19 protein-coding genes are annotated in these 22,876 nt (G+C 67.5%); 10 read left to right on the top strand and 9 right to left on the bottom strand.

Annotation, left to right across the window (positions count from 1 at the left end; all coding sequences use genetic code 11):
* The first annotated feature begins 90 nt into the window (after nucleotides 1–90).
* Both ACZ5MC_RS01730 and ACZ5MC_RS01735 read left to right on the top strand, forming a co-directional pair.
* Nucleotides 91–741: a hypothetical protein gene (locus ACZ5MC_RS01730; protein WP_464516898.1), complete on the top strand. Its 651-nt coding sequence runs from the start codon at nucleotides 91–93 to the stop codon at nucleotides 739–741.
* A gap of 186 nt (nucleotides 742–927) precedes the next feature.
* The gene (locus ACZ5MC_RS01735; RefSeq protein ID WP_306598534.1) at nucleotides 928–1,200 is read left to right on the top strand and encodes a hypothetical protein; all 273 of its coding nucleotides are present in this window, start codon (nucleotides 928–930) and stop codon (nucleotides 1,198–1,200) included.
* Here the strand turns inward: ACZ5MC_RS01735 and ACZ5MC_RS01740 are convergent.
* The 5 genes from ACZ5MC_RS01740 to ACZ5MC_RS01760 all read right to left on the bottom strand — a co-directional run bounded on the left by ACZ5MC_RS01740 (nucleotide 1,172) and on the right by ACZ5MC_RS01760 (nucleotide 4,874).
* Nucleotides 1,172–1,726 (bottom strand): hypothetical protein, encoded by a 555-nt coding sequence (locus tag ACZ5MC_RS01740; RefSeq protein ID WP_306598535.1) that lies wholly within the window; start codon nucleotides 1,724–1,726, stop codon nucleotides 1,172–1,174. The genes ACZ5MC_RS01735 and ACZ5MC_RS01740 overlap by 29 nt on opposite strands.
* Nucleotides 1,727–1,880: 154 nt before the next feature.
* Complete coding sequence (locus ACZ5MC_RS01745) at nucleotides 1,881–2,687, bottom strand: ferredoxin--NADP reductase (protein WP_306598536.1); 807 nt, start codon at nucleotides 2,685–2,687, stop codon at nucleotides 1,881–1,883.
* Nucleotides 2,688–2,722: 35 nt separating this feature from the next.
* A complete protein-coding gene (locus ACZ5MC_RS01750; protein ID WP_306598537.1) occupies nucleotides 2,723–3,046 on the bottom strand; it encodes a thiol-disulfide oxidoreductase DCC family protein in 324 nt (107 codons plus the stop codon).
* Nucleotides 3,047–4,474, bottom strand: a complete 1,428-nt coding sequence (locus tag ACZ5MC_RS01755; protein WP_306598538.1) for an NADH-quinone oxidoreductase subunit G — start codon at nucleotides 4,472–4,474, stop codon at nucleotides 3,047–3,049.
* Nucleotides 4,475–4,535: 61 nt separating this feature from the next.
* Entirely contained in the window at nucleotides 4,536–4,874 is a 339-nt protein-coding gene (locus ACZ5MC_RS01760; protein WP_306598539.1) for a hypothetical protein, read from the bottom strand.
* A gap of 130 nt (nucleotides 4,875–5,004) precedes the next feature.
* Between ACZ5MC_RS01760 and purH the strand changes: the two genes are divergently transcribed.
* The 5 genes from purH (at nucleotide 5,005) to ACZ5MC_RS01785 (ending at nucleotide 13,508) form a co-directional block, all read left to right on the top strand.
* Nucleotides 5,005–6,540, top strand: coding sequence for a bifunctional phosphoribosylaminoimidazolecarboxamide formyltransferase/IMP cyclohydrolase (gene purH, locus ACZ5MC_RS01765; protein ID WP_306598540.1), 1,536 nt, complete (start codon nucleotides 5,005–5,007; stop codon nucleotides 6,538–6,540).
* Nucleotides 6,541–6,551: 11 nt separating this feature from the next.
* Nucleotides 6,552–9,188, top strand: a complete 2,637-nt coding sequence (gene alaS, locus ACZ5MC_RS01770) for an alanine--tRNA ligase (protein WP_306598541.1) — start codon at nucleotides 6,552–6,554, stop codon at nucleotides 9,186–9,188.
* Nucleotides 9,189–9,650: a DUF6265 family protein gene (locus ACZ5MC_RS01775; RefSeq protein ID WP_306598542.1), complete on the top strand. Its 462-nt coding sequence runs from the start codon at nucleotides 9,189–9,191 to the stop codon at nucleotides 9,648–9,650.
* Between the two features lie 180 nt (nucleotides 9,651–9,830).
* Entirely contained in the window at nucleotides 9,831–11,969 is a 2,139-nt protein-coding gene (locus ACZ5MC_RS01780; RefSeq protein ID WP_464516899.1) for a hypothetical protein, read from the top strand.
* 366 nt (nucleotides 11,970–12,335) lie between these two features.
* A complete protein-coding gene (locus tag ACZ5MC_RS01785) occupies nucleotides 12,336–13,508 on the top strand; it encodes an ISL3 family transposase (RefSeq protein ID WP_464516900.1) in 1,173 nt (390 codons plus the stop codon).
* A gap of 1,062 nt (nucleotides 13,509–14,570) precedes the next feature.
* On the opposite strand, the gene ACZ5MC_RS01790 is transcribed toward ACZ5MC_RS01785, so the two are convergent.
* Nucleotides 14,571–15,485, bottom strand: coding sequence for a prepilin peptidase (locus ACZ5MC_RS01790; protein ID WP_306598544.1), 915 nt, complete (start codon nucleotides 15,483–15,485; stop codon nucleotides 14,571–14,573).
* Between the two features lie 88 nt (nucleotides 15,486–15,573).
* Between ACZ5MC_RS01790 and ACZ5MC_RS01795 the strand changes: the two genes are divergently transcribed.
* The 3 genes from ACZ5MC_RS01795 to lpdA are packed head-to-tail and all read left to right on the top strand — an operon-like array spanning nucleotide 15,574 to nucleotide 18,345.
* On the top strand, nucleotides 15,574–16,164 hold the full coding sequence (locus tag ACZ5MC_RS01795) for a peptidylprolyl isomerase (protein WP_306598545.1): 591 nt from the start codon (nucleotides 15,574–15,576) through the stop codon (nucleotides 16,162–16,164).
* Nucleotides 16,161–16,886 carry a lysophospholipid acyltransferase family protein gene (locus ACZ5MC_RS01800; protein ID WP_306598546.1) on the top strand — a complete coding sequence of 242 codons (726 nt, stop codon included), beginning with the start codon at nucleotides 16,161–16,163 and terminating at the stop codon, nucleotides 16,884–16,886. Before ACZ5MC_RS01795 ends, ACZ5MC_RS01800 begins: the two co-directional genes overlap by 4 nt.
* A 52-nt stretch (nucleotides 16,887–16,938) precedes the next feature.
* A complete protein-coding gene (gene lpdA, locus ACZ5MC_RS01805; protein ID WP_306598547.1) occupies nucleotides 16,939–18,345 on the top strand; it encodes a dihydrolipoyl dehydrogenase in 1,407 nt (468 codons plus the stop codon).
* On the opposite strand, the gene ACZ5MC_RS01810 is transcribed toward lpdA, so the two are convergent.
* Genes ACZ5MC_RS01810 through ACZ5MC_RS01820 form a run of 3 tightly spaced genes read right to left on the bottom strand, consistent with a single transcriptional unit; the run spans nucleotide 18,342 to nucleotide 22,814 of the window.
* Nucleotides 18,342–20,477 carry an NHL repeat-containing protein gene (locus ACZ5MC_RS01810; protein WP_464516901.1) on the bottom strand — a complete coding sequence of 712 codons (2,136 nt, stop codon included), beginning with the start codon at nucleotides 20,475–20,477 and terminating at the stop codon, nucleotides 18,342–18,344. The two genes, lpdA and ACZ5MC_RS01810, sit on opposite strands and share 4 nt — an antisense overlap.
* 47 nt (nucleotides 20,478–20,524) lie before the next feature.
* Nucleotides 20,525–21,478, bottom strand: coding sequence for a DUF3187 family protein (locus tag ACZ5MC_RS01815; protein ID WP_306598549.1), 954 nt, complete (start codon nucleotides 21,476–21,478; stop codon nucleotides 20,525–20,527).
* Nucleotides 21,479–21,488: 10 nt separating this feature from the next.
* Nucleotides 21,489–22,814, bottom strand: a complete 1,326-nt coding sequence (locus ACZ5MC_RS01820) for a hypothetical protein (RefSeq protein ID WP_306598550.1) — start codon at nucleotides 22,812–22,814, stop codon at nucleotides 21,489–21,491.
* Between the last annotated feature and the right edge of the window lie 62 nt (nucleotides 22,815–22,876).

The following is a 22,876-nucleotide window of genomic DNA, read 5'->3' on the forward strand; positions in this document are numbered from 1 at the left end:
AAACATGACACCCTTTCATGCGAATTGTTCAAGAAACTTCCAGCCCCACCCCCTTTGCTGCATCCTAGGGAAGCGTTTCCGGAGGCCCCCATGCACCTGACCCAGACCCTGGCCCTGACCCTCCTGGCCCTCCCCCTTTCCGCCCAGGCCTGGGATCTGCGCCTGGACGTGCCCTTCCCCCAGGGCCAGAACCTCCCCCAGACCCTCATCCAGGGCACCGGCACCCTGATCCGCCAGAAGAGCCTGGACACCGGCAGCGGCTTCACCTTCACCGCCAGCCACCGTATCGTCCGGGTGGGCCCCGTCCTGAAGCTGGAGTGGGGCGCCGAGTTCTCCCAGTGGAAGGCCGACGGCCAGGTCCAGCAGGGCGCCGCCACCGTGGACAGCCGCCTGAAGCAGTCGGGCCTGGGCCTGGGCCTCAACGCCCAGTTCTGGGTGCCCTTCACGGGTCTCGCCGGGGAGCTGGGCGTCATGGAGCGCTTCCAGAACTACAAGCTGACCCTCGCCGGCGCGGAGCAGACGAAGAACCTCGCCCGCCCCTGGCTGCGCGTGGGCATCCGCTACAGCCTGCCGCTGCCGGTGATCAATCCCTACTTCGCGGCCAGCTACCAGCAGCCCATCACGAAGGACAAGCCGGTGAACATCAATTCCGTGGGCGACGTCGCCGGCTACCTGGGCGCCCAGGGGTCGGGACAGGAATTCCAGCGCATGTGGACGTTCGGGGTGGGCGTCGCCTTCTAGGGGGGGCTGGATCAGGGGCTGGCTGTGTTTCCCCAGATATAGCCTGGTCGGGCGCCCGTTTTTCCCGTTCATCAAAAACCCATCAACCGGTTTTTTGCGCCCTTGACAGGCAGGCGGGCGAAGCCAATCTTTGCAGGTATAAAAGCAATGCAGCATTTATTGCAATGGCCCTTCCGAGGAGGCCCGATGCCCCCCGAAACGCAGGCAGCGCTCGTCGTGAAAGCGCGGCACCCTGGCGATTGCCTGGATTCCTGGAAGGGGATCGCCAGTTACGTCCGTGTCAGCGTCGCCACCGCCCAGCGGTGGGAAAAGAGCGAGAACCTCCCGGTGCACCGCCACATGCACCGGAAACAGGGATCGGTCTACGCATATGCCGTCGAGATCGACCGGTGGCTGGAGAGCCGGGAGGTTCCTCCTGACCTGCGGGAGCCTATTTCGCCGGAAGGACGTTGTTTATGAACCCTGTGTATTCAGGGGAGAAGTAGCCCACCTCCACGGTCCCGCCGGCGGCGGGGCCCCAGACGTAGGTGCCGCTGACCGCGATCATCCCCTTGGCGTGCTTGAAGCGCCCGGTGCCGGAGACGATGTGGTGGGGGCCCTGGTAGGTTCCGAAGCCCATGAGGCCCGGAGGGAGGGAGAAGGTCGCGATGGGGATGTGCGCGACGAAGGTGTCCGCGTAGGTCCCGTCGGGGAGCTTGTTGAAGGCGTAGGTATAGACGCCGTTCTTCCCGGTTCCGAAGGCTTCGCCGGGCCCGGCCCAGGTGTCCGTGCCGTCCTGCCCGGACCAGACGCCTTCCAGGAACTCCTTCCCGTCCAGCGTGAGCCAGATCGAACCGCCCCAGTAGTCGCCGTCGTTGAGCACGATGTCGCAGGGGCACTTGCCCCAGCCCATCCCCTTCACCTGGAGGGTGCTGGGGGGCTGGGTCGCCGAGGCGGCGAAAAGCGCCGCGAAGGCGAGGAAGACCACGATGAACAACCTCCGCATGGGAGTCCTCCTTTCTGAGGTAAAAATGATTGCGGACAGGGCCGGTCAGCCGTTTTTTTGGAACACGCCCACTCTTCCAGGGAAGGCCCCGGGACGGCAAACGGCAAAGTGCCACAAAGCGCCTCAAGGCGCCGCATCCGCCCCTTGGGCGATGTCACCAGTACTTTTCGAAATGGACCTGTCCCGGCTCTTTCTTCGTGTGCTCCCGGAAGCCCTCCGCCTGCAGGATGCCCAGCATGGCCTCCACCATCCCCGGGTTCCCGCAGAGGAAGAAGTCCGTGTCCCCGGGCGCGGGCCTGAGCCCCCAGCCCTTCTCCAGGTCGCCGCCGGCCCAGAAGTCCTGCAGGTGGCCCCTGAAGCCCTGCCATCCGGACTCCGGGCGGGAGAGGACCGGCAGGTAGGTGAAGTTCGCGTGGTCCCGCTCCAGGTGGAACAGCTCGTTCCGGTAGCCCAGGTCGCTGGCGTAGCGGGCGCCGTGGACCACGGCGAACTTCCGGTCCGGCTCGGAGGCGAGGTGCGTGCGCAGCATGGACATGTAGGGGGCGAGGCCCGTGCCGGTGGCGATGAAGGCCAGGTTCCGCCCGGGGGCCACCTGGTCCAGGGTGAACAGCCCGGTGAGCTTGGGCCCCAGCCAAAGGCGGTCGCCCTCCTGGAGCGCGAAGAGCCTCGGCGTCAGCGCGCCGCCGGGCACCTCCACGATGTAGAACTCCAGGAAGTCCCGGTCCAGGGAGGAGGACGCGATGGAATAGGCGCGCCGCGGGAAGGCGTCCCTGCCCTCCTCGGGGAGGGCGCCCGGGCTCCGGGGGGCCTCGGCGGGCAGGCCCAGCACCGCGAACTGGCCGGGCTTGAAGGGGGGCAGCTCCCAGCCGTCGGGCTTCACCCGGATGATCATCAGGCCCGGCGCCAGATCCTTGCGCTGGGTGACCTTGGCGTTGAGGTCCGGCATGGCGAAGCCTTTCACGAGGGTGAAAGGATATCCAATTTATCGCCTCGCCGTCAGCGGCGAATGATCCCGATGATCAGCCGGGCCACCCAGGGAATCCGCGCGGGCCCCTGGGCCCAGGACCATCCCGGAAGGCGCCGGAGCAGGTCCGGCGCCATGGCGGCGCCTCCGCGCACCACACGGCTGTCCAGGTCCAGGGTGTAGACCTCCCCGGGGAACTCCAGGCCGGCCAGTTCGGGGGCCACCCGCACCAGCTCGCCGTTCTGGTAGGGGAAGGTCACCACCAGGCCGTCCCGGTCATGCCGCCCCACCCAGTCCACCATGCGGCGGCACCGGTGGTCCTCGGCGTCATAGACCATCAATAGAATGCCGGACACTTAGACGTTGACTCCGTGGATCGCGCCGGCCAGTTCCCGGGCCCAGGCGGGGAGGGTCTTGACGCCCCTGGGAGGTTCCAGGGCCTTCTGGTAGCGGCGCAGTTCGCCCTCGTGGTTGATCACGAAGTCGCTCTCCTCCAGGTAGGTGGCCACCGGAAGGCGCGCGGAGCCGTGCAGGTCGGAAGGGATGGGCTCCAGGAGGAGGCTGAAGGGCACGGCCTCCAGGATCTCGGCTAGCTTCGCGGTCTCGGCGCGGCTGGAGAACTCGGCGTCGTGGAGCAGGACCACGGCCTTCACCTCGCCGCTCCTCACCCGGGCCAGGAGCTCGTCCAGGTGACCGAAGCGGAAGCCCCGCTCGGAGAACCCGCGGCGATTGAAGATGCCGTCGCCGCTGAGCTGCAGGGCGGGGAACTGCACCTGCTCCAGGCGGTCGCCGGTGCCGTAGCGCAGGTCGGGGCTGGAGGCGAGGTCGCCCAGGCGCTGGGCGGCGTCGCAGCCGAAGGTGCCCTGGCCGGCCACGGCCACCGAGCCCGCCTCGCGAAGGCGCGCAGCGATGGCCTCGGCCGGGGCGGGCGCGCCGCCCAGGAGCGGCGTGACGAGGCGGGTCGCGGGATCCAGGTCGTAGCGGTGCCAGGCGAGGCGCTCGGCGTCGAGCATGAACTGGGTGGAGAGTTTCGTCCCCTGGGGGCGGGGACGGAAGCGCCAGAGGCGGTTCTGGTCCACGTCGGCCCAGATGGGGTTGGCCATGGGGGAGTGGCGGCTGATGGTGGGCACCGGCTTGAGGTACCACACGCGCTTGTTGAAGCGGAAGTCGCGGCTGGTGAGCGCCCCCACGGGGCACAGGTCCACGACGTTGCCCGCCAGGGGGTTCTCGTCCATGGTGCGCCCGGAGTAGGTGGTGACCTCCAGCTCCGAGCCCCGGTTGGCCACGATGAGCTCGCCCGTGCCCGAGATCTCCTTGGTGAAGCGCACGCAACGGGTGCAGTGGATGCACCGGTTCTTGTCGATGACGATCTTGGCGCCCAGGTCCTCGTAGCGGTAGCGGCGCTTTGGCTCGACCATGCGGCTGTCGCCGCTGCCGTACTGGTAGCTGTAGTCCTGGAGCTTGCATTCCCCGGCCTGGTCGCAGATGGGGCAGTCCAGGGGGTGGTTGATGAGCAGGAACTCCATCACTCCGGCCCTGCCGTCGGCCACGGCCTTGGAGTTGGTGAAGACCTCCTGGCCGTCCCCGGCCACGGTGGTGCAGGATGTGGCGAGCTTGGGCTGCCCCTTGATCTCCACCAGGCACATGCGGCAGGTGGCCACGGGCGTCAGGGCGGAGTGGTAGCAGTAGCTGGGCACCGGGTATCCGGCCTGGGCGCACGCGTCCAGGAGCAGGGTCCCGGGCTCGACCTTCACCTCGATGTCGTTGATTTTAAGTGTCGGCATGGCTTTTCCCGAGTCAGGCCTTCAAGCATGAGGCAAAGGGGTGGAACGGACCAGGGGTGCTTTAGGGCGCGCCCGGGGTGGCGATCAGGCAATTTCGGCAGAAGTTGAGGAATTCCACCAAGTTCGGGATGTCGATCGTCACCCCTGAAGGCACCACATTACGGATGTGGACCCGCTTGCGCAGTTCCCCGCAGGCCTCCAGGCTGAACACGAACCAGGCCCGCCGGTCCTCCTCCGAGGACAGGTTGAACGAGACGATGCGGGTCTCGAAAAAGAGCTGGGGCCGGGTCTCCGCGTCGATGACGTGCCAGTCGGGGATGTGCCCGCGGCGGACGAACTGGTCCTTCAGCTCCTCCATGGTGTGCTGGATCGTGAACTGGACCTCCACCTGAACGTCCACGGGGACCTCCTTTTTTGATCCTGATCGGCCGGATTGGCTAATTCCGTTAACTCTGCCCTGCATCCTATCGCCCTTCCGGGGTTTTCCCCTTCGCTTCTCCGTGAAAGAATGGATCTTTCCGGGGAATGCCATGGCTACGGCTCTGATTTCGGTCTACGACAAGACGGGTCTCCTGCCCCTGGCCAAGGGCCTCGTGAACCAGGGCTGGGACCTCCTGGCCACCGGGGGCACCCTCAAGGCCCTCGCCGACGCCGGCGTGCCGGTGCGGGAGGTGGCCGACTACACCGGCGCTCCCGAGGCCTTCGGGGGCCGGGTGAAGACCCTCCACCCCAGGATCCACGGGGGCCTCCTGTTCCGCCGGGACGACCCGGCCCACGCGGCCGACGCGGAGCGCCTGGGCATCGGCCCCATCGACCTGGTGGTGGTGAACCTCTACCCCTTCGAGGCCACCGTGGCCCGGGCCGGGGCCACGGCGGAGGAGTGCATCGAGCAGATCGACATCGGCGGCCCCAGCATGCTCCGGTCCGCCTCCAAGAACCACGCCACCGTCACCGTCCTCACCGATCCCGCCCAGTACGGGACCTTCCTGGCGAAGCTGGCCGAAGGCACCTGGTCCCTGGAGGACCGCCGGGCCTGCGCCCTGGCCGCCTTCCAGCGCACCGCGGCCTACGATGCCGCCATCAGCGCCTGGATGGCCTCCGGCGCCCTCGGGGAGGGCCTGCCCGAGCGCCTCAGCATCGGCCTGGAGGCCAAGCAGACCCTCCGCTACGGCGAGAACCCCCACCAGCCCGCCGCCTTCTACGTGCGCCCCGGGGCCCCGGAGGAGGGCATCGCCGCCTGCCGCCAGCTCCAGGGCAAGGAGCTGAGCTTCAACAACCTCCTGGACTCGGACGCCGCGGCCCGCACCGTCTTCCAGTTCGCGGCCCCCTCCTGCGTCATCGTCAAGCACAACAACCCCTGCGGCGTGGGCCGCGGGCCCCACGTGCTCGAGGCCTTCCTGAAGGCCCAGGCGGGGGACCCCGTCTCCTCCTTCGGGGGCATCGCCGCCTTCAACCGCCCCGTGGGCGTGGAGGTGGCCCAGGCCATGGTCCAGAGCTTCTGGGAAGTGGTCATGGCCCCGGCCTTCTCCCCGGAGGCCCTCGGCCTCTTCGCCGCCAAGAAGCAGCTGCGGCTCCTGGAAACCCCCGCCACCTGGCCCCTTTCGGCCCACGGCCTGGACCTGCGCAGCATCGGCGGCGGCTTCCTGGTGCAGCGCCCCGACGACGCCTTCACCCCCGTCGAGCAGTGGCAGGTCAAGGCCACCGGCAGGGGCCCCAAGCCCCTGGTGGAGGACATGATCCTGGCCCAGACCGTGGCCAAGGCCGTCAAGTCCAACGCCATCGTCCTGGTGCGGGACGGAGGCACCGTGGGCATCGGCGCGGGCCAGATGAGTCGGGTGGACTCCGTGGAGATCGCCTGCCGCAAGGCCGGCGACCGCGCCAGGGGCTCCATCCTGGGCTCCGACGCCTTCTTCCCCTTCGCCGACGGCCTGGAACTGGCCGCCTCGCACGGGGTCTCCGCCATCATCGAACCCGGCGGCTCCCTGCGCGACAAGGACGTCATCGAGGCCGCCCAGCGCCTGGGGGTATGGCTCTTCTTCACCGGCACCCGGCATTTCCGTCACTAGAAAGTGGGATCATGAAAACCTCCGAACTCCGACAGCGCTTCCTGGACTATTTCGCCTCCCGCGGCCACCGCGTGGTCGCCTCCAGTTCCGTGGTGGGCCCCGCCGACGATCCCACCGTGATGTGGACCAACGCCGGCATGGTCCAGTTCAAGGACCTCTTCCTGGGCAAGGAGAAGCGCGACTACACCCGGGCCGCCACCTCCCAGAAGTGCCTGCGGGCCGGGGGCAAGCACAACGACCTGGACCAGGTGGGCTTCACCGCCCGCCACCACACGTTCTTCGAGATGCTCGGCAACTTCAGCTTCGGCGACTACTTCAAGGCCGACGCCATCGCCTACGCCTGGGAACTGGTCACGGGGCCCGTCGACAAGGGCTGCCTGGGCCTGGACGCCTCGCGCCTCTGGGTATCCGTCTTCGAAGGCGCCGACGGCGTCCCCGCCGACGACGAGGCCCGGGAGATGTGGGCCAAGGCGGGCGTGCCCCGCGACCACATCCTGGCCTTCGGCAAGAAGGACAACTTCTGGCAGATGGGCGACACCGGCCCTTGCGGCCCGTGCAGCGAGATCCACTACGACCGCGGACCCCAGTACGCCGGCGACGACCTCCCCAACGGCGAGGGCGACCGGGTCATGGAGATCTGGAACCTCGTCTTCATGCAGTACGACCGCGACGCCCAGGGCAACCTCAAGCCCCTGCCGCGGCCCAGCATCGACACGGGCATGGGCCTCGAGCGCGTGGCCTCCATCCTCCAGGGCGTGGACAGCAACTACGAGATCGACCTGTTCAGGCCCATCTTCGAGGCCATCTGGAAGCGCGCCAAGGTCGATCCCGCCCAGCGCGCCGAGACCACCAACCGCACCGCGAGCCAGGTCATCGCCGACCACATCCGCGCCGCCACCTTCATGGTCTACGACGGCGTGGTGCCCAGCAACGAGGGCCGCGGCTACGTGCTGCGCAAGATCATCCGCCGGGCGCTGCGCTTCGGCCGCAAGCTGGGCATCGAGGGCCGCTTTTTCGCCGAACTCGCGCCTTCCGTCTTCGCCGCCATGGGCGACGCCTACCCCGAGCTGGAAGGGGAGCTGAGCCGCATCGCCAAGACCCTCGCCCGCGAGGAGAACCAGTTCAGCCTCACCCTCACCACCGGCCTCAAGCAGCTGGAATCGCTCAACACCGCCTCCGGCGCCATCCCCGGCACCGAGATCTTCAAGCTCTACGACACCTTCGGCTTCCCGGTGGACCTGGTGGAGGACTGGTGCCGGGAGCGGGGGCTGGCCTGCGACCTGGAAGGCTTCAACGCCGCCCTGCGCGAGCAGAAGGCCAAGGGCCGCGCGGCCATGAAGGTGCATGACATCCGCCTGGGCGGGGACCTCGCCGCCCTGGCCGACCTGCGCGCCACGGCCTTCCTGGGCTACGACGTCACCGAGGCCCAGGGCAAGGTGGTGGCCCTCTTCGACGCCGGGAGCCGGCGCGTGAAGGAGCTCACCGGCACGGGCTTCGTCCTGCTGGACCACACCCCCTTCTACGCCATGAGCGGCGGGCAGGTGGGGGACACCGGCGTCCTGCGGGCCGACGGAGTCACCTGCCAGGTCACCGATACCACGGCGCCGGCCCCCCGCCGCCACCTCCACCACGTGGCGGTCTCCGGCAGCCGGGCCCTGCGCGAGGGCGAGACGGTCCTGGCCACCGTGGACGCCGAGCGCCGCGCCCGCATCCGGGCCCACCACACCGCCACGCACCTGCTCCACGCCGCCCTGCGCGACGTGCTGGGCACCCACGTGAAGCAGGCCGGTTCCGTGGTGGACGCCGATCGCCTCCGCTTCGACTTCAACCACTTCGCCCCCCTGGAGCCCGACCAGGTGCTGGAGATCGAGCGCCTCGTCAACGAGCAGACCCTGGGCGCCTACCGCACCACCAGCCAGGTCATGCCCATCGAGGAGGCCCTGGCCGCCGGCGCCATGGCGCTGTTCGGCGAGAAGTACGGCGACACCGTGCGGGTCGTCTCGGTGCCCGGGTTCTCCCGGGAGCTGTGCGGCGGCACCCACGTCGCCAACACCGGCGAGATCGGCCTGGTGAAGATCGTCAGCGAAGGCGCCGTTGCCGCCGGCGTGCGCCGCCTGGAGGCCGTGGCCGGCGCCGCGGCCCTGCACCGCCTCCAGGAGGACGAGCACCTCCTGGGCGCCCTGGCCCGCCAGGTGAACACCCCCCGCGAGGCCCTGGGCGGCGTCATCGCCGCCAAGGAGGCCCGCATCCACGAGCTGGAGCGGGAGCTGAAGGAAGCCAAGCTCAAGGCCGCCGGCTCCGGCGGCGCCGCCGAGCAGGTGGAGCAGGTGGGAGGCCGCACCGTGGTCACCCTTTCCGTGGAGGGCATCGACGGTCCCGCCCTGCGCGAGATGATGGACCAGGTGCGCACCCGCCACCGCAGCGCCGTCATCGCCCTGGCGTCCAGGCTCGCCGAGGACAAGCTGGCCATCCTGGTGAGCGTGTCCCTGGACCTGGTGGGCGGCGCCGACGCCGGCGCCCTCCTGAAGGCCATGGCCCCCTTCGTGGACGGCCGCGGCGGCGGCAAGAAGGAACTGGCCCAGGGCGGCGGCACGAAGCCCCAGGGCCTGCCCGAAGCCTTCGCCGCCCTCAGGGCCGCCCTGGCCTAGATGCGCCTCCTTCCCGCCCTCCTCCTCGCCACGGCCCTGGCCGCCCAGGCGCCCTCCCTGCCGCGCCTGGCGTGGCTGGAGGGCGCCTGGGTGGGCGAGGCGGACGGCGTCCTCCAGGAGGAGACCTGGAGCGCCCCGGCGCAGGGCAACCTCCAGGGCATGTACCGGGAGCTCAAGGGCGGCCGGATCCTGGTCATGGAGCTCCTCTCCTTCTCGGAGGAGGCCGACGGCCCCTGGCTCACCATGCGCCACTTCGGACCGGGCCTGAAGCCCCGGGAGGAAACCCCCCTGCGCTGGCGCGTGGCCGAGGCCGCCCCCGGCCGGGCGCGCTTCGTGAACGAACCCGGCGGCGCGACCCTGGACTACGTCCGGGACGGCGATACGATGCGGGTCCGGCTGGAGATCCCCCGCAAGGAGGGGAGCCGGGTGGAGACGTTCGTCTTCCGGCGGAAGCAAAGCTAGCGCGCCGCGGATTTCCTTGGGGACCCAGGGTCAAGGGTCCTCGCGAGGGTGCCGGGCTCCTGCGGCACGTTTCCGCATCGACAAGGTGCAACGGTGATCGAACCAGATCGCCGATAACCCCTTGCCAAAGGTTTGGAGGGAGCTAGACTGGTTTGTGAAAAACACGCACTGGATTTTAGAATGAACAAATATTTAATAGACTTATTTTCTTTCTATATGCTTCTAACAACGGGAAATCTGGTCGCCCAGGTGTCCGCCAACGGCATCATGCCGGCCGAAGTCGACCTTCGGGCAAGCGGGTGGAGGACCACGCTCCAGAATGGGAATCTGACGTTCGCAATGCCCATCTCCGCCGTTCCAGGGGAGGTGCCGATTCCTGTAAGCTTCGGGTTCGACGCGACGTGGCAGGCCAGGCTGTGGGGGCACACGGAAAACGAAGGGGAACGCTGCGCCGCCCGGGTCGTCCGGTGCCGGATGGATTGGCCGATTTCCGCGGGAATCCATTTCGGCTATCTGACCGACAATCTCTACGGCGACGCTCCGGTTTCGTCCATGCCCGGGGCCCCTTCCGGCCGGGGGATGGTCGTTCTGGAGACCGGGAAGCAGATCCCGGATCCCCGATGGACGGCCCTTGCGGGCGACCCCGGCCTGGGCGCCGCGTTGAACCTGCCCGAGGCCTTCGGGTTTGCGTCGGCCGCCCTCCAAGGCGTCCGAGTGGATTCCACCGCGACCTGTCTACAATGCACGACCAGCGAGGCCGGACTCGGAGCGCAGTGCCAGAACCTGATGCCAGGGCTGGCCCCCTCGGGATTCGGCGGGCAGGGTGAGCATCTGGGATCCTTCCGTATCGTGCTGGATGAGCGTCTCGCCCGTGTCTATTGCTACGCGGCGGAAAAGGGGGCATGGTTGCCGGTGATTTGGACAGACCGGTCCGGCCATTGCGTCACCTTCAAATGGGAGCGCTCCACGACCGGCATACCGCCCGGCTTCAAGTCCATCACCAAGGTCACCGCGTTGAATCAGCATTCCCAGGGCGTGGTCGTGAGGTGGGCCGACCCCGGGAGCATCACCTTCCTTTCGGACCTCTGCCGCGTGGATTTCGTTGGGGTTCATGCCCCCTCGGCCTTGATCCAGGGTTACGGGGGGCCGCCTTCCCGCGGTCCTGCAGGATTTTCGCTCCCCGCCCATGATCGCCTTTTCATTGTCGGCCAGATGGATGCGGGCCTTCTATGCACGCCGGGTTCCCTGGCAATCGGAAGCTGCGCTGCGTTGCCCCAGCCAAGCTGGGCGGATTCCGGATGCTCGCCATCCGTGACCCCAACTGTTTCTCCGGAGGCTTGGATCACCGACTCCCCCAACCGTACATGGCGTTTCACCTACGATGACAACGCAGCCGAACTGAAGTCGATCACCGACCCGATGGGAGTCGTTACTTCCTTCCTGTATTCCACGTATTACAGCGCCGCCACGAATTACGTAAGGGGGGTTTCCGAAGTCCGCGCGGTGGACACCGACTCGAATCACCGATCCATACGCTGGATGCGGGCTTTTCCGGATGGTTCAGTCCCCATGACCATCAAGGTGGAGAACCGGTGGGATTTGGACACGGGGCACCCAGATTGTTTTCATCTGATCACCCTTCCGGCGGACGCCTTGAATTTCGGCAACGGGGTTCCTCAACAGGATGTCTTGGAGGACGGTTCGGGGAAGACCTTGATTTCGACGTCCATCCAGTGGAGTCCCGAAGGAAGCGGGGTGAATGCAACCCTTTCGAGGGTACAGAAGATCACGATCGCCTCGGAGGGAGCGCAGGCCTGGACGACGACGTTCGCCTCCGACCCATCGGCCAGCGCAGAGGGCCACCGACTTCTCCAGGGGGATTCCATTCGATTTGCTCCCGGTGGGTTCTGGGTATACAAGATCGTCTGTCGGGGCCAAGTCACCATGGCCACCACAAATGAAGCCGAGGCTCAATCGGAGCTTGAACGGCGGCGTGAGCACGGAACCGAAAGTGCCGGCACAGGCGTAAGGTGTGAGATCGTCCGAACGTGGGTGAGTGGCGTTGATCCCATGGGGAACCACGGTGGCTTGAACGACGGTTCGGGTCAGGTGGACGCGCAGGCGCAAGCAAATAGGCAGATCATCAATAACTTGGCGATTGCCAATGATGCTGGCAAGAACAAGGCTGACTGTGAAGCACTTAACCGCTATCTGAAGTCGATTGGGGCAGCGGTACTGATAGGTGCAGGGGGTGGTGCCGTGAAGGGGGGAGAAATCCTTGGGACTCTTGGGACATTGTTTGGTTCTTCACGGATTTGAGGGGTGGCGCCGACCCACACTCACTTTAGCTTGGTGCTGACGAGGAGGCCGGGTCCGGTCGATAGGGGCCGTTCTGAGCCCGTCATCCAGGTAAGTTGAAACGAAAAGCTTATCGCCGAGGCGCCGAGGGGCCGAGGTTCGCCGAGAAAAGATCTTCTTTTTATTCCTCGGCGATCCTCGGCTCCTCGGCGCCTCGGCGATAGGCCCTTCGATCGAGATTGCCGGATTCATCGGGTAACAGGTCGGCAGCAGTGGACTTCAGGCATCTTGGAGTTGTCGAGAAACCAGGATGAGAGGAGGCCGCTGCTGCCTACCAAGGAGCTTATTGCCCGTTTGGGCGGATGGAAAGGGCATCGCGTCGGAACCGTGGAAAGGTTCGAACCGGGGGAGAAGGGTACCCGCGCCCAGGTCTGGATCGAGTTGCTCGGCTTCGGTGTCCACCCTCGGACCTGCAGCGGCTGCCAGCGCAAGGTTTCAGCGGTGCACGACTGGTCCCAGCGAGAGATCCGGGACCTGCCCGTGTTCGACGCGGATACCGTGTTGGTGGTCTGGCGTGCCCGGGTGGCCTGCCCTGCCTGCGGACCCAAGCTGGAGGCCCTGGACTGGCTGGAACCCTATGCACGGGTCACCAACCGCATGGCCGAGAGTGTGGCCCGCATGTGCAAGGTCATGCCCATCAAGCGGGCTGCCGAGCATTATGGCCTCCACTGGGGCACAGTGAAGGACATCGACAAGGCCTATCTGGAGCGCACGCTGGAGCCAGCCAGACCAGGCAAGGTCCGGCTGCTCATGATGGACGAGTTCGCCCTCCATAAGGGGCAGAGCTACGCCACGGTGTTCGTCGATACCGAAACCCGCCAAGTGCTTTGGGTGGGCAAAGGCCGGGGCAAGGCGGATATCAGGCCCTTCTTCGAATGGCTCGGCAAGCGGCGGTGCCGCAAGATCGCGGCGGTGGCCATGGACATGTCCCCCACTTTCGAAGCGGAAGTCCGCCAACACTGCCCCAATGCCGAGATCGTCCTGGACCAGTTCCATGTCCTGGCCAATTTCGGAAAGCAGGTGCTCGACCGAATCCGGGTCAACGAGGCCAATCGGTGCCGGGACGACAAGGCCGCCCGGGAACTCATCAAGGGGGCCAAGTGGCTCCTGCTGGGCAACTGGGAGAACCTGCCCAACCGGGAGAGCAAGACCAGGCTCAACGCGCTCCTGGAGGCGAACCAAGCCCTCATGACGGCCTACGTCATGAAGGACGCCCTTAAGGCCCTGTGGGGCTTTAAGCGAGAGGGCTGGGCCCGGAAGGCCTGGGAGAACTGGCTGGCCATGGCCACCTCAAGCGGCCTGCCGCCTTTGGTACGTTTTGCGAAAAACCTGGCCAAGCGGATCGAGGACATCCTCTCGCACTGCCGGTGGCACCTGAACACCAGCATCCTGGAGGGGATCAACAACAAGATCAAGGTCCTGAAGCGGATCGCCTATGGGTACCGGGATGAGGCCTACTTCTTCCTCAAGATCCGTGCGGCCTTCCCCGGAAATCCGTGAAGAACCCATTGTTTGGGGGCCCGGTGGGGGCCACGACGGCCTTGGGCGCAGGTGCACTCGGCGGAGCGGTCATTGGGGGATTTGCAGGGCTCGTGCCGACTTCCGTGGCTGGAGGGGTATCACTTAGGGACGCTTTTCGGAAAAACGAAGAAAATTGGAAAACAAACCACCGCGCGATTCAAAATTATTCAGACATTTCCTGCGTAGGTGCAAAACCCGAAGTCAGGTATTAGGCTCCGTGTCGAAATATCATGAACACATCGCCATCTAAAATATTTCATTTATGCCTTTTTGAAACGAATTGCCCATGGTTTTTTTGCGCAATGGTCTAGTGCCAACCAGGCATGGGAAATCAAATGGTTTGGAGTGTCGAATGGCCATAAGTCGATCACGTATTTTACAGCTTGCAATCATAGCAATAGCTGCAGGCGGTTACCAAGCCTACATGGGTGCTCTAGGCTTGGCCCATTGTTATCTTGTTCTTCCATTGTATAAGCAGGTAATTCTAGGTATTACGATTGTGTGTGGGCTTTGTGATCTTTTGGAGTGTATAGTTAAAATGATTTTGAAATTAATTTCACAAAATTATAATAATGAACAAGGCGGGTAGCGGCCGCGGGTCGGCACGGCCGGAAGTGATAAATTACCCGATCGGGAAGGAATGACGTGTCCATAAGCAGGTCAAGAATCAAGCAATTGACAATTATCTCTATCGTTACGGGCGGTGGGTTTCCATTCATTAATTGTATTGGTATGGGGCATTGTTTTTGGCGACTTCCATTCTTCGCGCAGTCGTTATTGGTCATTTCAATTGAGTGCGGCTTTTATCTTATTTAATGTTGGGTTGTTGGATCAATCTCTAGGCTCGTTTGCCCATCGTTCTTTCTCCAGAACGACAAATAACAGGGCAGGTAACGGGCCGCCCGTGGAGAATGGACAATTCGATGCGGCGAGCCCCGCCCCTTCTACCCCAGGCCTACAGCCCTGGGACCACAAGCGGATCGAGCATCGCGGCCGGGGTGTCGCGCTGGAAGCAGGGTTGCCTCGCCGGATGCTGCACAGCTAGCGCACCATCCCCATGTAGGCCATCCACAGCGCCGGTCCGTAGAACACCACCACCGGCGTCGCCAGCGCCAGCCCGCAGCCGAAGGGCAGCATCGTCTGGGCCTTGGCCTTTTTCATCAGCAGCAGCGGCACCCCGACGGCGCTCCCCAGGAGTGCCCCCCCGAACAGGATCCCCAGCATCGGCGCCCAGCCCCAGAAGGCCCCCAGCCACGCCAGCATCTTGAAGTCGCCCATGCCGATGCCGTCGGTCCTGCGGATGAGGCGGTAGACGAGGTTGAGGGCCCAGGGCACGCCGTACCCGATGGCCAGGCCCAGCAGGCTGTCCTGCCACGTCACGCGCTGGCCCATGAGGCTCCAGCAGGGGGCGGCCTGGAGGGCGTTGGCGAAGGTGTCCACGCGGAGGATGGTGAGCCCGGGGGCCCAGACGGAGGTGAGGTGCAGGGGCCAGATCAGCTGGGGGATCGTGAAGAGGATCCCCAGGACCATCAGCGGGAACTGGACCGCGTCGGGCAGGATGAACTCGGTGATGTCGGTGAAGAAGAGCACCAGGAGCGCGAAGCCGCACACGATCCCCTTGAGCCAGATGAGGGTGCCGAAGGGGAACACCCACACCGATCCGGCCAGGATGATTCCGCCCAGGAGCTCCACCAGAGGGTAGCGCACCGGGATCCGCCAGCCGCAGCTGGCGCAGCGGCCCCGCAGCCACAGCCAGCCCAGGAGGGGGATGTTGTGCCAGGGGCGGATGCGGGCCTTGCAACTGGGGCAGTGGCTGGGGCGCCTGACCACGTCCCGGTCGGCCTCGGCCTCCTGGGGCAGGCGGTGGATGAGCACGTTGGCGAAGGAACCCAGCACCAGCCCGAAGGGGGCCAGCATCGCCGAAAGGAACCACGTGGGGAAATCGAAGGTCGGCATGCGAAAAGCATAGCAAGATGGGGAACCTGGGACCCTTCGTTGACATCCATAACGAATAAATCACTTAGAATATCCACTGGAGTCGACCATGAAAGCCTTCCTCCTCGCCGCCCTTCTCTGCGCCTTCCCGGCCCTGGCCCAGGCCCCGGACGCGCCGGCCAAGCCCCGCGTCCGGATCGTCACCAGCTACGGTCCTCTCGTGGTGGAGCTCGAGCCCGCCCTGGCGCCCAAGACCGTCGCCAATTTCCTCCGGTACGTCCAGGAGGGCCACTTCGCCGGCACCGTCTTCCACCGGGTGATCCCCGGGTTCATGATCCAGGGCGGCGGCATGCTGCCGGACCTGACGGAAAAGCCCGTCCACGAGCCCATCCCCAACGAGGCGGCCGCGACCCTCCAGGGCGGCCTCAAGAACACACGGGGCACCATCGCCATGGCCCGCACCGAGGACCCGGGCTCGGCCACCGCGCAGTTCTACATCAACACCGCCGACAACGCCATGCTGGACTACAAGGACGCCACGGCGGCCGGCGCGGGCTACTGCGCCTTCGGGCGGGTGGTCGCGGGCATGGAGGCGGTGGACAAGATCGAGAAGGTGAACACCATCATGCGCAAGGGCATGCAGAACGTCCCTGAATACGCGGTGAGGATCAAGTCGGCCGAGGTGGTCGCCGCGCCATGAAAAGGCCTTTCCTCAAGCCCTTCCTGGTGCTGATGTACGCCTTCCTGATGCTCTTCGTTTTCACGGTGGCGGGCTTCCTGATGGCGGCCTTCATGGGCGGCCGCCGGGCCATGGGCAGGGTGGCCCAGATCTACTTCGCCCACATGGGCCGGATCTGGGGGGTGCGCCACGAGGTCGACGGGTGGGAGGACCTGCCCGAGGACATCCGGGAGGGGCGCCAGCCGGTGATCTACATCGCCAACCACACGTCCTACCTGGACGCCATGATGCTGACCTGCAACCTGCCGAACCATCCGGTGTACCTGGCCAAGATCGAGATGCTGCTCATCCCTGTGCTGGGCCCGGCCTGCTGGATGGGCGGGTGCATCTTCATCAACCGCCGCAACCGGCCCAAGGCCATCGCGTCCCTCAAGCGCGCCGCGCGCCTCATCCACGACGGGGCCACCGTCGCCGCCTTCCCCGAGGGCACCCGCACCCGGGACGGGGAGCTGCTGCCCTTCAAGAAGGGAGTCTTCAACCTCGCCCAGGACGCCGACGTCCCCCTGGTGCCCCTGGGCCTCACGGGCGGCTTCGGGATGCTCCCCGCGGGCGGATGGCGGGTGACCCCGGGCACCTTCCGCATCCACGTGGGCCGGCCCATCCATCCCTCCGCTTTTGAGGACCTGGACCTCCTCAGGGAGACGGCCCGGGAAGCCGTGAAAGCGCTGGTGGCCAAAGGGTAGCGAGGGTGGGAACATGGGGGTTGGATCTTTCTGACCTTCCAGGAGTGCGGCAATGGCCCAATTCGACCTCATCGTCATCGGTTCCGGCCCCGGAGGCTACATCGCGGCCATCCGCGGCGCCCAGCTCGGGCTGGCCACCGCCATCGTGGAAAAGGATCCCGCGGGCCTGGGGGGCACCTGCCTGCGCCGGGGCTGCATTCCCGCAAAGACCTGGCTGGAGACGGCCCACCGGTACGACCAGATGTCCGACCTCGCCGAGTACGGCATCGGCGGCGTGGACGTCTCGGCCCTCAGGGCCGACCTTGCCGCCATCGTGAAGCGCAAGAACCGCATCGTCATGAAGAACGGCAAGGGCGTCGAGTTCCTCATGAAGAAGAACAAGGTCACCGTGCTCAAGGGCGCCGGCAGGCTCCTGGGCGGCGGGAAGGTGGACGTGGCGGGGGAGACGCACGAGGCCCGGAAGATCATCCTGGCCACGGGCTCCGTGCCCAAGGAACTCCCCGGCATGGAGACCGACGGCGTGCGCGTGGTGAACAGCGACCACCTCATGGACATGACCGAGCTGCCCAGCCACCTCGTGATCCTGGGCGCGGGCGCCATCGGCGTGGAGTTCGCCTCGGTCTTCGCGCGGCTGGGCTCCAAGGTGACGCTGGTGGAGTTCATGGACCGGATCCTGCCCATCGAGGACGCCGCCATGGGCGAGGAGCTGGCGAAGATCCTGGCCAAGAAGGACAAGATCGACGTTCGGGTGAAGACGAAGATCGCCTCCATCGAGCGCTTCCCCGACAAGGTCGTCTGCCGCCTGGAGGGCGACAAGGGCGGCGTGGTGGAATGCAGCCACCTGCTGGTGGCCGTGGGCCGCGGCCCGGTCACCGCCGGCGTGGGCCTCGAAGCCACCAAGGCCGTGGTGGACCGCGGCTTCGTGGAGGTGGACGCCTTCCTCGCCACCGCCGAGCCCGGCCTCTACGCCATCGGCGACATCGTGCGCACCCCCATGCTGGCCCACGTGGCCTCCGACGAGGGCATCGTCGCCGCCGAGCACGCCGCGAAGGAACTGGGCAGGGACGCGCACCCCCACCCCATCAACTACGACCGGGTGCCCAGCGTCACCTACTGCGACCCCGAGGTGGGCTGCATCGGCCTCACCGAGGCCCAGGCCCGGGACAAGGGCTACGACGTCCAGGTGGGCTCCTTCCCCTTCATGCCTCTGGCCAAGGCCAACATCATCGGCGAGCCCCACGGCTTCGTGAAGATCGTGGCCGATAAGACGTACGGCGAGATCCTCGGCATCCACATCGTCGGCCCCAAGGCCACGGAACTGGTGGCCTCGAGCCTCGCGCTGCTGGGCGGCGAATTCACCGTGGACGAGCTCATCAACACGATGTACCCCCACCCCACCCTCAACGAGGCCTTCCCCGAGGCGGCCCGCGCCGTGTACGGCCGGGCCCTGAACGCCTAGGGAATCACCACATCGGCCTTCGCCCCCGCGGAGCGGCCCTGATGGGTCACGCAGCGCACCACGACGGTTCCGGTACCGGACTGGGCGAAAACGCCATCGGCCTTGATGGGCTGCCAGGTGAAGCCGTCGCCGGTGCGCCGTTCGGCCAGGGTACCGTCGGGCTCCAGGAAGTCGGCCGTATAGGCGACGGGCAGGATATCGTTCGGGCCGCCCTGCATCGTGAAGCGGGCCTGGCAGGTTCCGCCCCGGGGGTCCACGGCGCACTCCAGGGCGACCTTCCAGGCCTGGGGCGGGCCCCCCAGGCCGAGGCTTGCCACCGCCGTCCCCGCCGCGACCAGGGAGCGGCTCCGCGAAAGGGGCAGGATCGCTCGTGGTCCGTCCATGCCGGCATAGGCCTCGTCCAGAGGCACGGTCATGCCGTCCCGGAGCAGGCCCCAGCGCGTGACCCCGAGGGCGGGGTCGCCTGCCAGGGTGGTGAGGGTGCCCTGGTCCGGCTGCCACAGGCGCACGGCGTTGTTGCCGCGGTCGGCGATCAGGTAGCCGGGGTGGCACGCCTTGATGTCCCAGGGGTCGTTCAGGCAGGGAACGAGACGGGATTCCGGGGCCGGGCCGAAGTCCCGGAAGCCCGGGGCATCCACCTGTCCGAGGCGTGTGGTCACCCTGCCGTTTCCCAGGTTGATCTCCCGCACCGCGTGGCCGTCCAGCACATAGAGCCTGGTCCGGTCGGCCAAACGACGAGGAAGCACGATCCCCTTGAGGTTGGTGAACTGGGCCGTGCGGGGCAGGCCGTCCCGGGTGCCCGGGTTGCCGGGCTGGCCGGCGAAGGTGGAGACCCGGCCGGACAGGTCCAGCCTGCGCACCGCCGCGTTGCCCTGGTCCGCGATGTACAGAGTCGCGTCCAGCCGGTTCCAGGCCAGGCCCAGCGGCGTGCTGAAGCGGGCCAGGCCCGGGTCGTCGGCGGCATTGGCATGTCCCGCTTCGCCGGGCATGCCCGCGAGGGTTCCGACGGTGCCGTCGGCCGCCACGGTCCGGATGACGTGGTTGCCGCTGTCGGCCACCAGCAGGCGCCAGGGCATGTCCCCCCAGGCCATCCGGGCCAGGGTCAGGAAGGTGGGCCGGTTGAACCGGACGGGACCCTTCCGGGCCCCCGTCAGGAAGGCCAGCGCGCGGCCCAGGCAGCTCCGGGCCACGGGCGAGTCCAGGTGGCCCGGCTGGCCCGGTTCCCCGCACCAGGTCCGAACCTCGCCCTCCCCGTCCAGGACCCGCAGGACATGGTCCCCGGCATCGGCCACCAGGGCGGCGCCCTGGGGGCCGTGACCCGGCTTCAGGGCGGCCAGGCCGGAGGGCTCGCTGAACCCGGCCGAGGGGGTTTCAGGGCGGCCCGGCCAGGGGAACAGGCCCCGGGGAAGGAGGGGCCGGGTTTCCACGCAGCTGGCCCAGGCCGTGTCCGGGTCCGGGACGAGCGACTCCACCCGGCACAGGTCGGCCCAGGCGTTCAGGGTGAGGACCGCCCGGTCCTGCCCGGAGACGTCGCGCCGCACGGTCTCCGCGCCCTGCCGGCAGGTGAGCAGCGTGCCGGCAGAAACCGGGCGGGGCTTCCACGTGAGCTGCGCGGGCAGGCCATAGCCCACCTCCAGGGGCTGGGCCCGGATGGTGTCCCGCATGGGAAGCGCCGCGCCGGGACGCCGGCGGGTGTCCCAGTCCATGAAGGGCAGGGCGGCGGTGTAGGGGGACGCCCAGTCGGGGCCGAGCACCTGCCCCACAAGGTCCACGGGGACTTCGGGCAGGGGGAGGGACGTCACCACGGCCTCCCCCCAGATGTCCGGGCAGCCCGCGAGGGTGGCGCGGACCCGCGTGCGGTGGGGCCGCCCCTCGGCCGGCGCCATGAAGACGCCCCGCCCGTCGAGGGTGCCCCGGCCCCCGTCCGGGAGCGTCCAGCGCCACTGGGAGGGATCCTGGGCCGCCCGGGCCCAGGACGGGGACCTGGTTGGCACGGCGCCGGGGGCCTGGGCCAAGGTGGCCCGGAAGGCGCAGGTCTGGCCGGATCCCAGCACCACCGCCGGCGGGGTCACCTGCACCTGGGCCAGGCCCGGAACCCCGGCCAGGACCGCGCTTGCGAGCGAACGCCTCAAGGCCCACCTCCGTGCCGTCTAGGTGTGGCCTCCGGGATGCGGGTTCCCTACGGCCTGAAGGTGACGAACCCCGTGATCTCCGGGGTGGCGAAGGTCCCTCCCTTTTCCGTGAAGCCGAAGCGCCAGCGGGGCAGCCGCTCGTGGCTGAAGACCCAGGTCTGCTGCAGCCCGTACTTGTCCACCCGCGTGAGGTGGGTGCGGTAGGGGGTCTCGTTGTACGCGAAGGAGAGGTCCAGGCCGAAGCCCTTCCAGAAGGAGCCGCCCGGGCCCTGCCAGGCCAGGCCGGCCCACGCCCGCCAGAACTGGCCGCGGGTCACCACCGTGCGCAGGGGGCTGTGCCGCGGGAGGCTGATCCAGATCTCCTCGCCCTGGGCCCAGGCGCGGAAGGGACCGAAGGACGTCCAGGCGGCAGCGCCGGCCAGGAAGTTGGTGCCGCCGCTGCTCTGCAACTCGGAGGCGTGCCCGGTGGGCACCTGGGCGGTGAGGCCGGCGCGTCCGCCCCGGCGGCGGTCCCCCCAGGGCAGCACGTAGCCCAGGTCCACGCCCTGCACCTGCAGCCGGGGCCTTTCCAGGTCGAAGACCGTGACCCCGTTGCGCTCCAGGTGGTAGCGGTCGTCGAAGGTGGGGTCCTGGTCCCGGCCGCCCTGCTCCACGCCCAGGAGGTCGTGCCAGTTCATGATCGCCCGGGAGGCGAGGCCCGAGGAGCGGTAGACCAGGCGGGTCCGGACATTGAAGCGCCCGGGGCCCAGCCCCCCGGCCAGGTCCGACGTGAGCTGCCATTCCTCGCCCTGGAGATGGGCGTGGGTGGTCCCGTTGTTCGTGATGTCCCGGCGGTCGGACCGCAGGAACTGGTTGGTGGCCTCCAGCGAGAACTGGGTGACCCCCTCGGGCAGGGGCTCCGGGAAGATCATCAGCCAGGCCAGCCGGTTGGGGTGGGGCGTCTCCTGGGCCTGGAGCGGGAGGAGGAGGGCGAGCAGCGCGGCCCAGCGTCGCGGATGCATGGCGGCTCCTCTACTTCAAGGTGACCTGCTCGCTCAGCAGGGCGGAGAACGTGGCGTCCAGCGCGTAGGGCCTCACCACCAGCTGCGCCACGCCGTTCCTGCGCGCGGCCAGGACGATGGCGGTGGAGATGTCCTCCGCCGCCAGGACGATGGGCGGCAGGTCCTCGCAGGCCCCCTGGAGGCGCTTGACGAACTCCAGGGACTCCACGACCGACATGTTCCCGTCCAGGAGCAGGACCCCCAGGTTGGGCTGGCGCAGGAGCTCGAAGACCTCCTCCGGGAAGGTCGTGGTGAGCACCCGCCCGTAGCCGTCCTCCTGGAGGAAGCTCCTGAGGATGTCGTCGAAGGCCGCGGTGCGCGAAAGGGCCACCACGGCCCGGCTGCGCTTCTTCAGGCGCACGAGGCTGTCGCTCTTGGCGGCGGGCTGGGCCTCCTCCTCGGGGGGCGGGGGTTCCGGGGCCTTGGGGGCCTCGGCCTTGGGCGCCTCGGGCTTGGCCTCCACCGGCCTGGGCCTGGGCTCTTCCGGGGGCCTGGGGCGCACCAGGGGTTCGTCCGCGAGCGCGCCGGAGGCCGCGGCCTCGGCCTTGCGCCGGGACTTGGCCGGCAGCGACGAGGGGACCGAGGAGGTGCGGGAGGCCACCAGGCCCCGCAGGGCCGCGGCCACGTCCGCCTTGGGCCGGGAGAACGAGAAGCCCATGGTCAGTCCGCCGCCGCCGGCGTCGAGGTAGACGGCCTTCCCTTCCAGCTCCATGGCTGCCGGGCACTTGGGGAGCTTGTTGAGCTTGATGAGCATGAAGGGCTGGCCCACCGGCACCAGCGCCGTGCCCAGGGGCAGCCGCTTCTCGCCCTTGATGGCCATGCCCTTCTCCACCCGCACCCGGGCGCCCGTCTCGGAGATGTTCTCGATGACGCCCGTGATGCCCACGCCGTCGAAGAGCCCCGTGAGGGCCGTGATCGTGGCGCCCTCCTTGGGGTTGAGCCGGGCCCGGGGCGCGCCCCGGCGCTCCTTCAGCTCCAGGGCGTCGGGCAGTTCCAGGACGGCCACGCCGCTGCGGGTCTCCAGGAGGCGGGCCGAGCCCCCGATGCGCAGCCCTTCCTGGATGAAGATCAGCTCGACGGCGTTGCCCTTCTCCGCGATCAGGGGCCCGGTGGTCTGGAAGGTGGCCGTGCCTTCGGATTCGTCGATGCCCTGGAGGATGGCCGACACCTCCGCCTTGCGGGGCCCGGACAGCGTGAAGGGCGCCCGCACGCGCTGGGCGTCCTCCAGATAGGCCAGAACCAGTTCCTGGGAACCCCCGCCGTCCTTCTTGTCCTTGCCGAAGCCAAAAATGGCCATATGCCCTCACGGTTTCCTGATGCTAGCATCGGCCCGCCGGAACCTGCCCTTGAACTGAAGTG

This window comes from Mesoterricola sp. JemC181 (assembly GCF_055384585.1).

Excerpts from the sequence above, each read along its gene's own strand:
- ACZ5MC_RS01740 (WP_306598535.1), bottom strand. The coding sequence starts at position 1,726 with ATGCGGAGGTTGTTCATCGTGGTCTTCCTCGCCTTCGCGGCGCTTTTC.
- ACZ5MC_RS01735 (WP_306598534.1), top strand. The coding sequence starts at position 928 with ATGCCCCCCGAAACGCAGGCAGCGCTCGTCGTGAAAGCGCGGCACCCT.
- ACZ5MC_RS01790 (WP_306598544.1), bottom strand. The coding sequence starts at position 15,485 with ATGCCGACCTTCGATTTCCCCACGTGGTTCCTTTCGGCGATGCTGGCC.
- ACZ5MC_RS01795 (WP_306598545.1), top strand. The coding sequence starts at position 15,574 with ATGAAAGCCTTCCTCCTCGCCGCCCTTCTCTGCGCCTTCCCGGCCCTG.
- ACZ5MC_RS01780 (WP_464516899.1), top strand. The coding sequence starts at position 9,831 with ATGAACAAATATTTAATAGACTTATTTTCTTTCTATATGCTTCTAACA.
- ACZ5MC_RS01820 (WP_306598550.1), bottom strand. The coding sequence starts at position 22,814 with ATGGCCATTTTTGGCTTCGGCAAGGACAAGAAGGACGGCGGGGGTTCC.
- purH (WP_306598540.1), top strand. The coding sequence starts at position 5,005 with ATGGCTACGGCTCTGATTTCGGTCTACGACAAGACGGGTCTCCTGCCC.
- ACZ5MC_RS01775 (WP_306598542.1), top strand. The coding sequence starts at position 9,189 with ATGCGCCTCCTTCCCGCCCTCCTCCTCGCCACGGCCCTGGCCGCCCAG.
- ACZ5MC_RS01730 (WP_464516898.1), top strand. The coding sequence starts at position 91 with ATGCACCTGACCCAGACCCTGGCCCTGACCCTCCTGGCCCTCCCCCTT.
- lpdA (WP_306598547.1), top strand. The coding sequence starts at position 16,939 with ATGGCCCAATTCGACCTCATCGTCATCGGTTCCGGCCCCGGAGGCTAC.
- ACZ5MC_RS01815 (WP_306598549.1), bottom strand. The coding sequence starts at position 21,478 with ATGCATCCGCGACGCTGGGCCGCGCTGCTCGCCCTCCTCCTCCCGCTC.
- alaS (WP_306598541.1), top strand. The coding sequence starts at position 6,552 with ATGAAAACCTCCGAACTCCGACAGCGCTTCCTGGACTATTTCGCCTCC.
- ACZ5MC_RS01755 (WP_306598538.1), bottom strand. The coding sequence starts at position 4,474 with ATGCCGACACTTAAAATCAACGACATCGAGGTGAAGGTCGAGCCCGGG.
- ACZ5MC_RS01800 (WP_306598546.1), top strand. The coding sequence starts at position 16,161 with ATGAAAAGGCCTTTCCTCAAGCCCTTCCTGGTGCTGATGTACGCCTTC.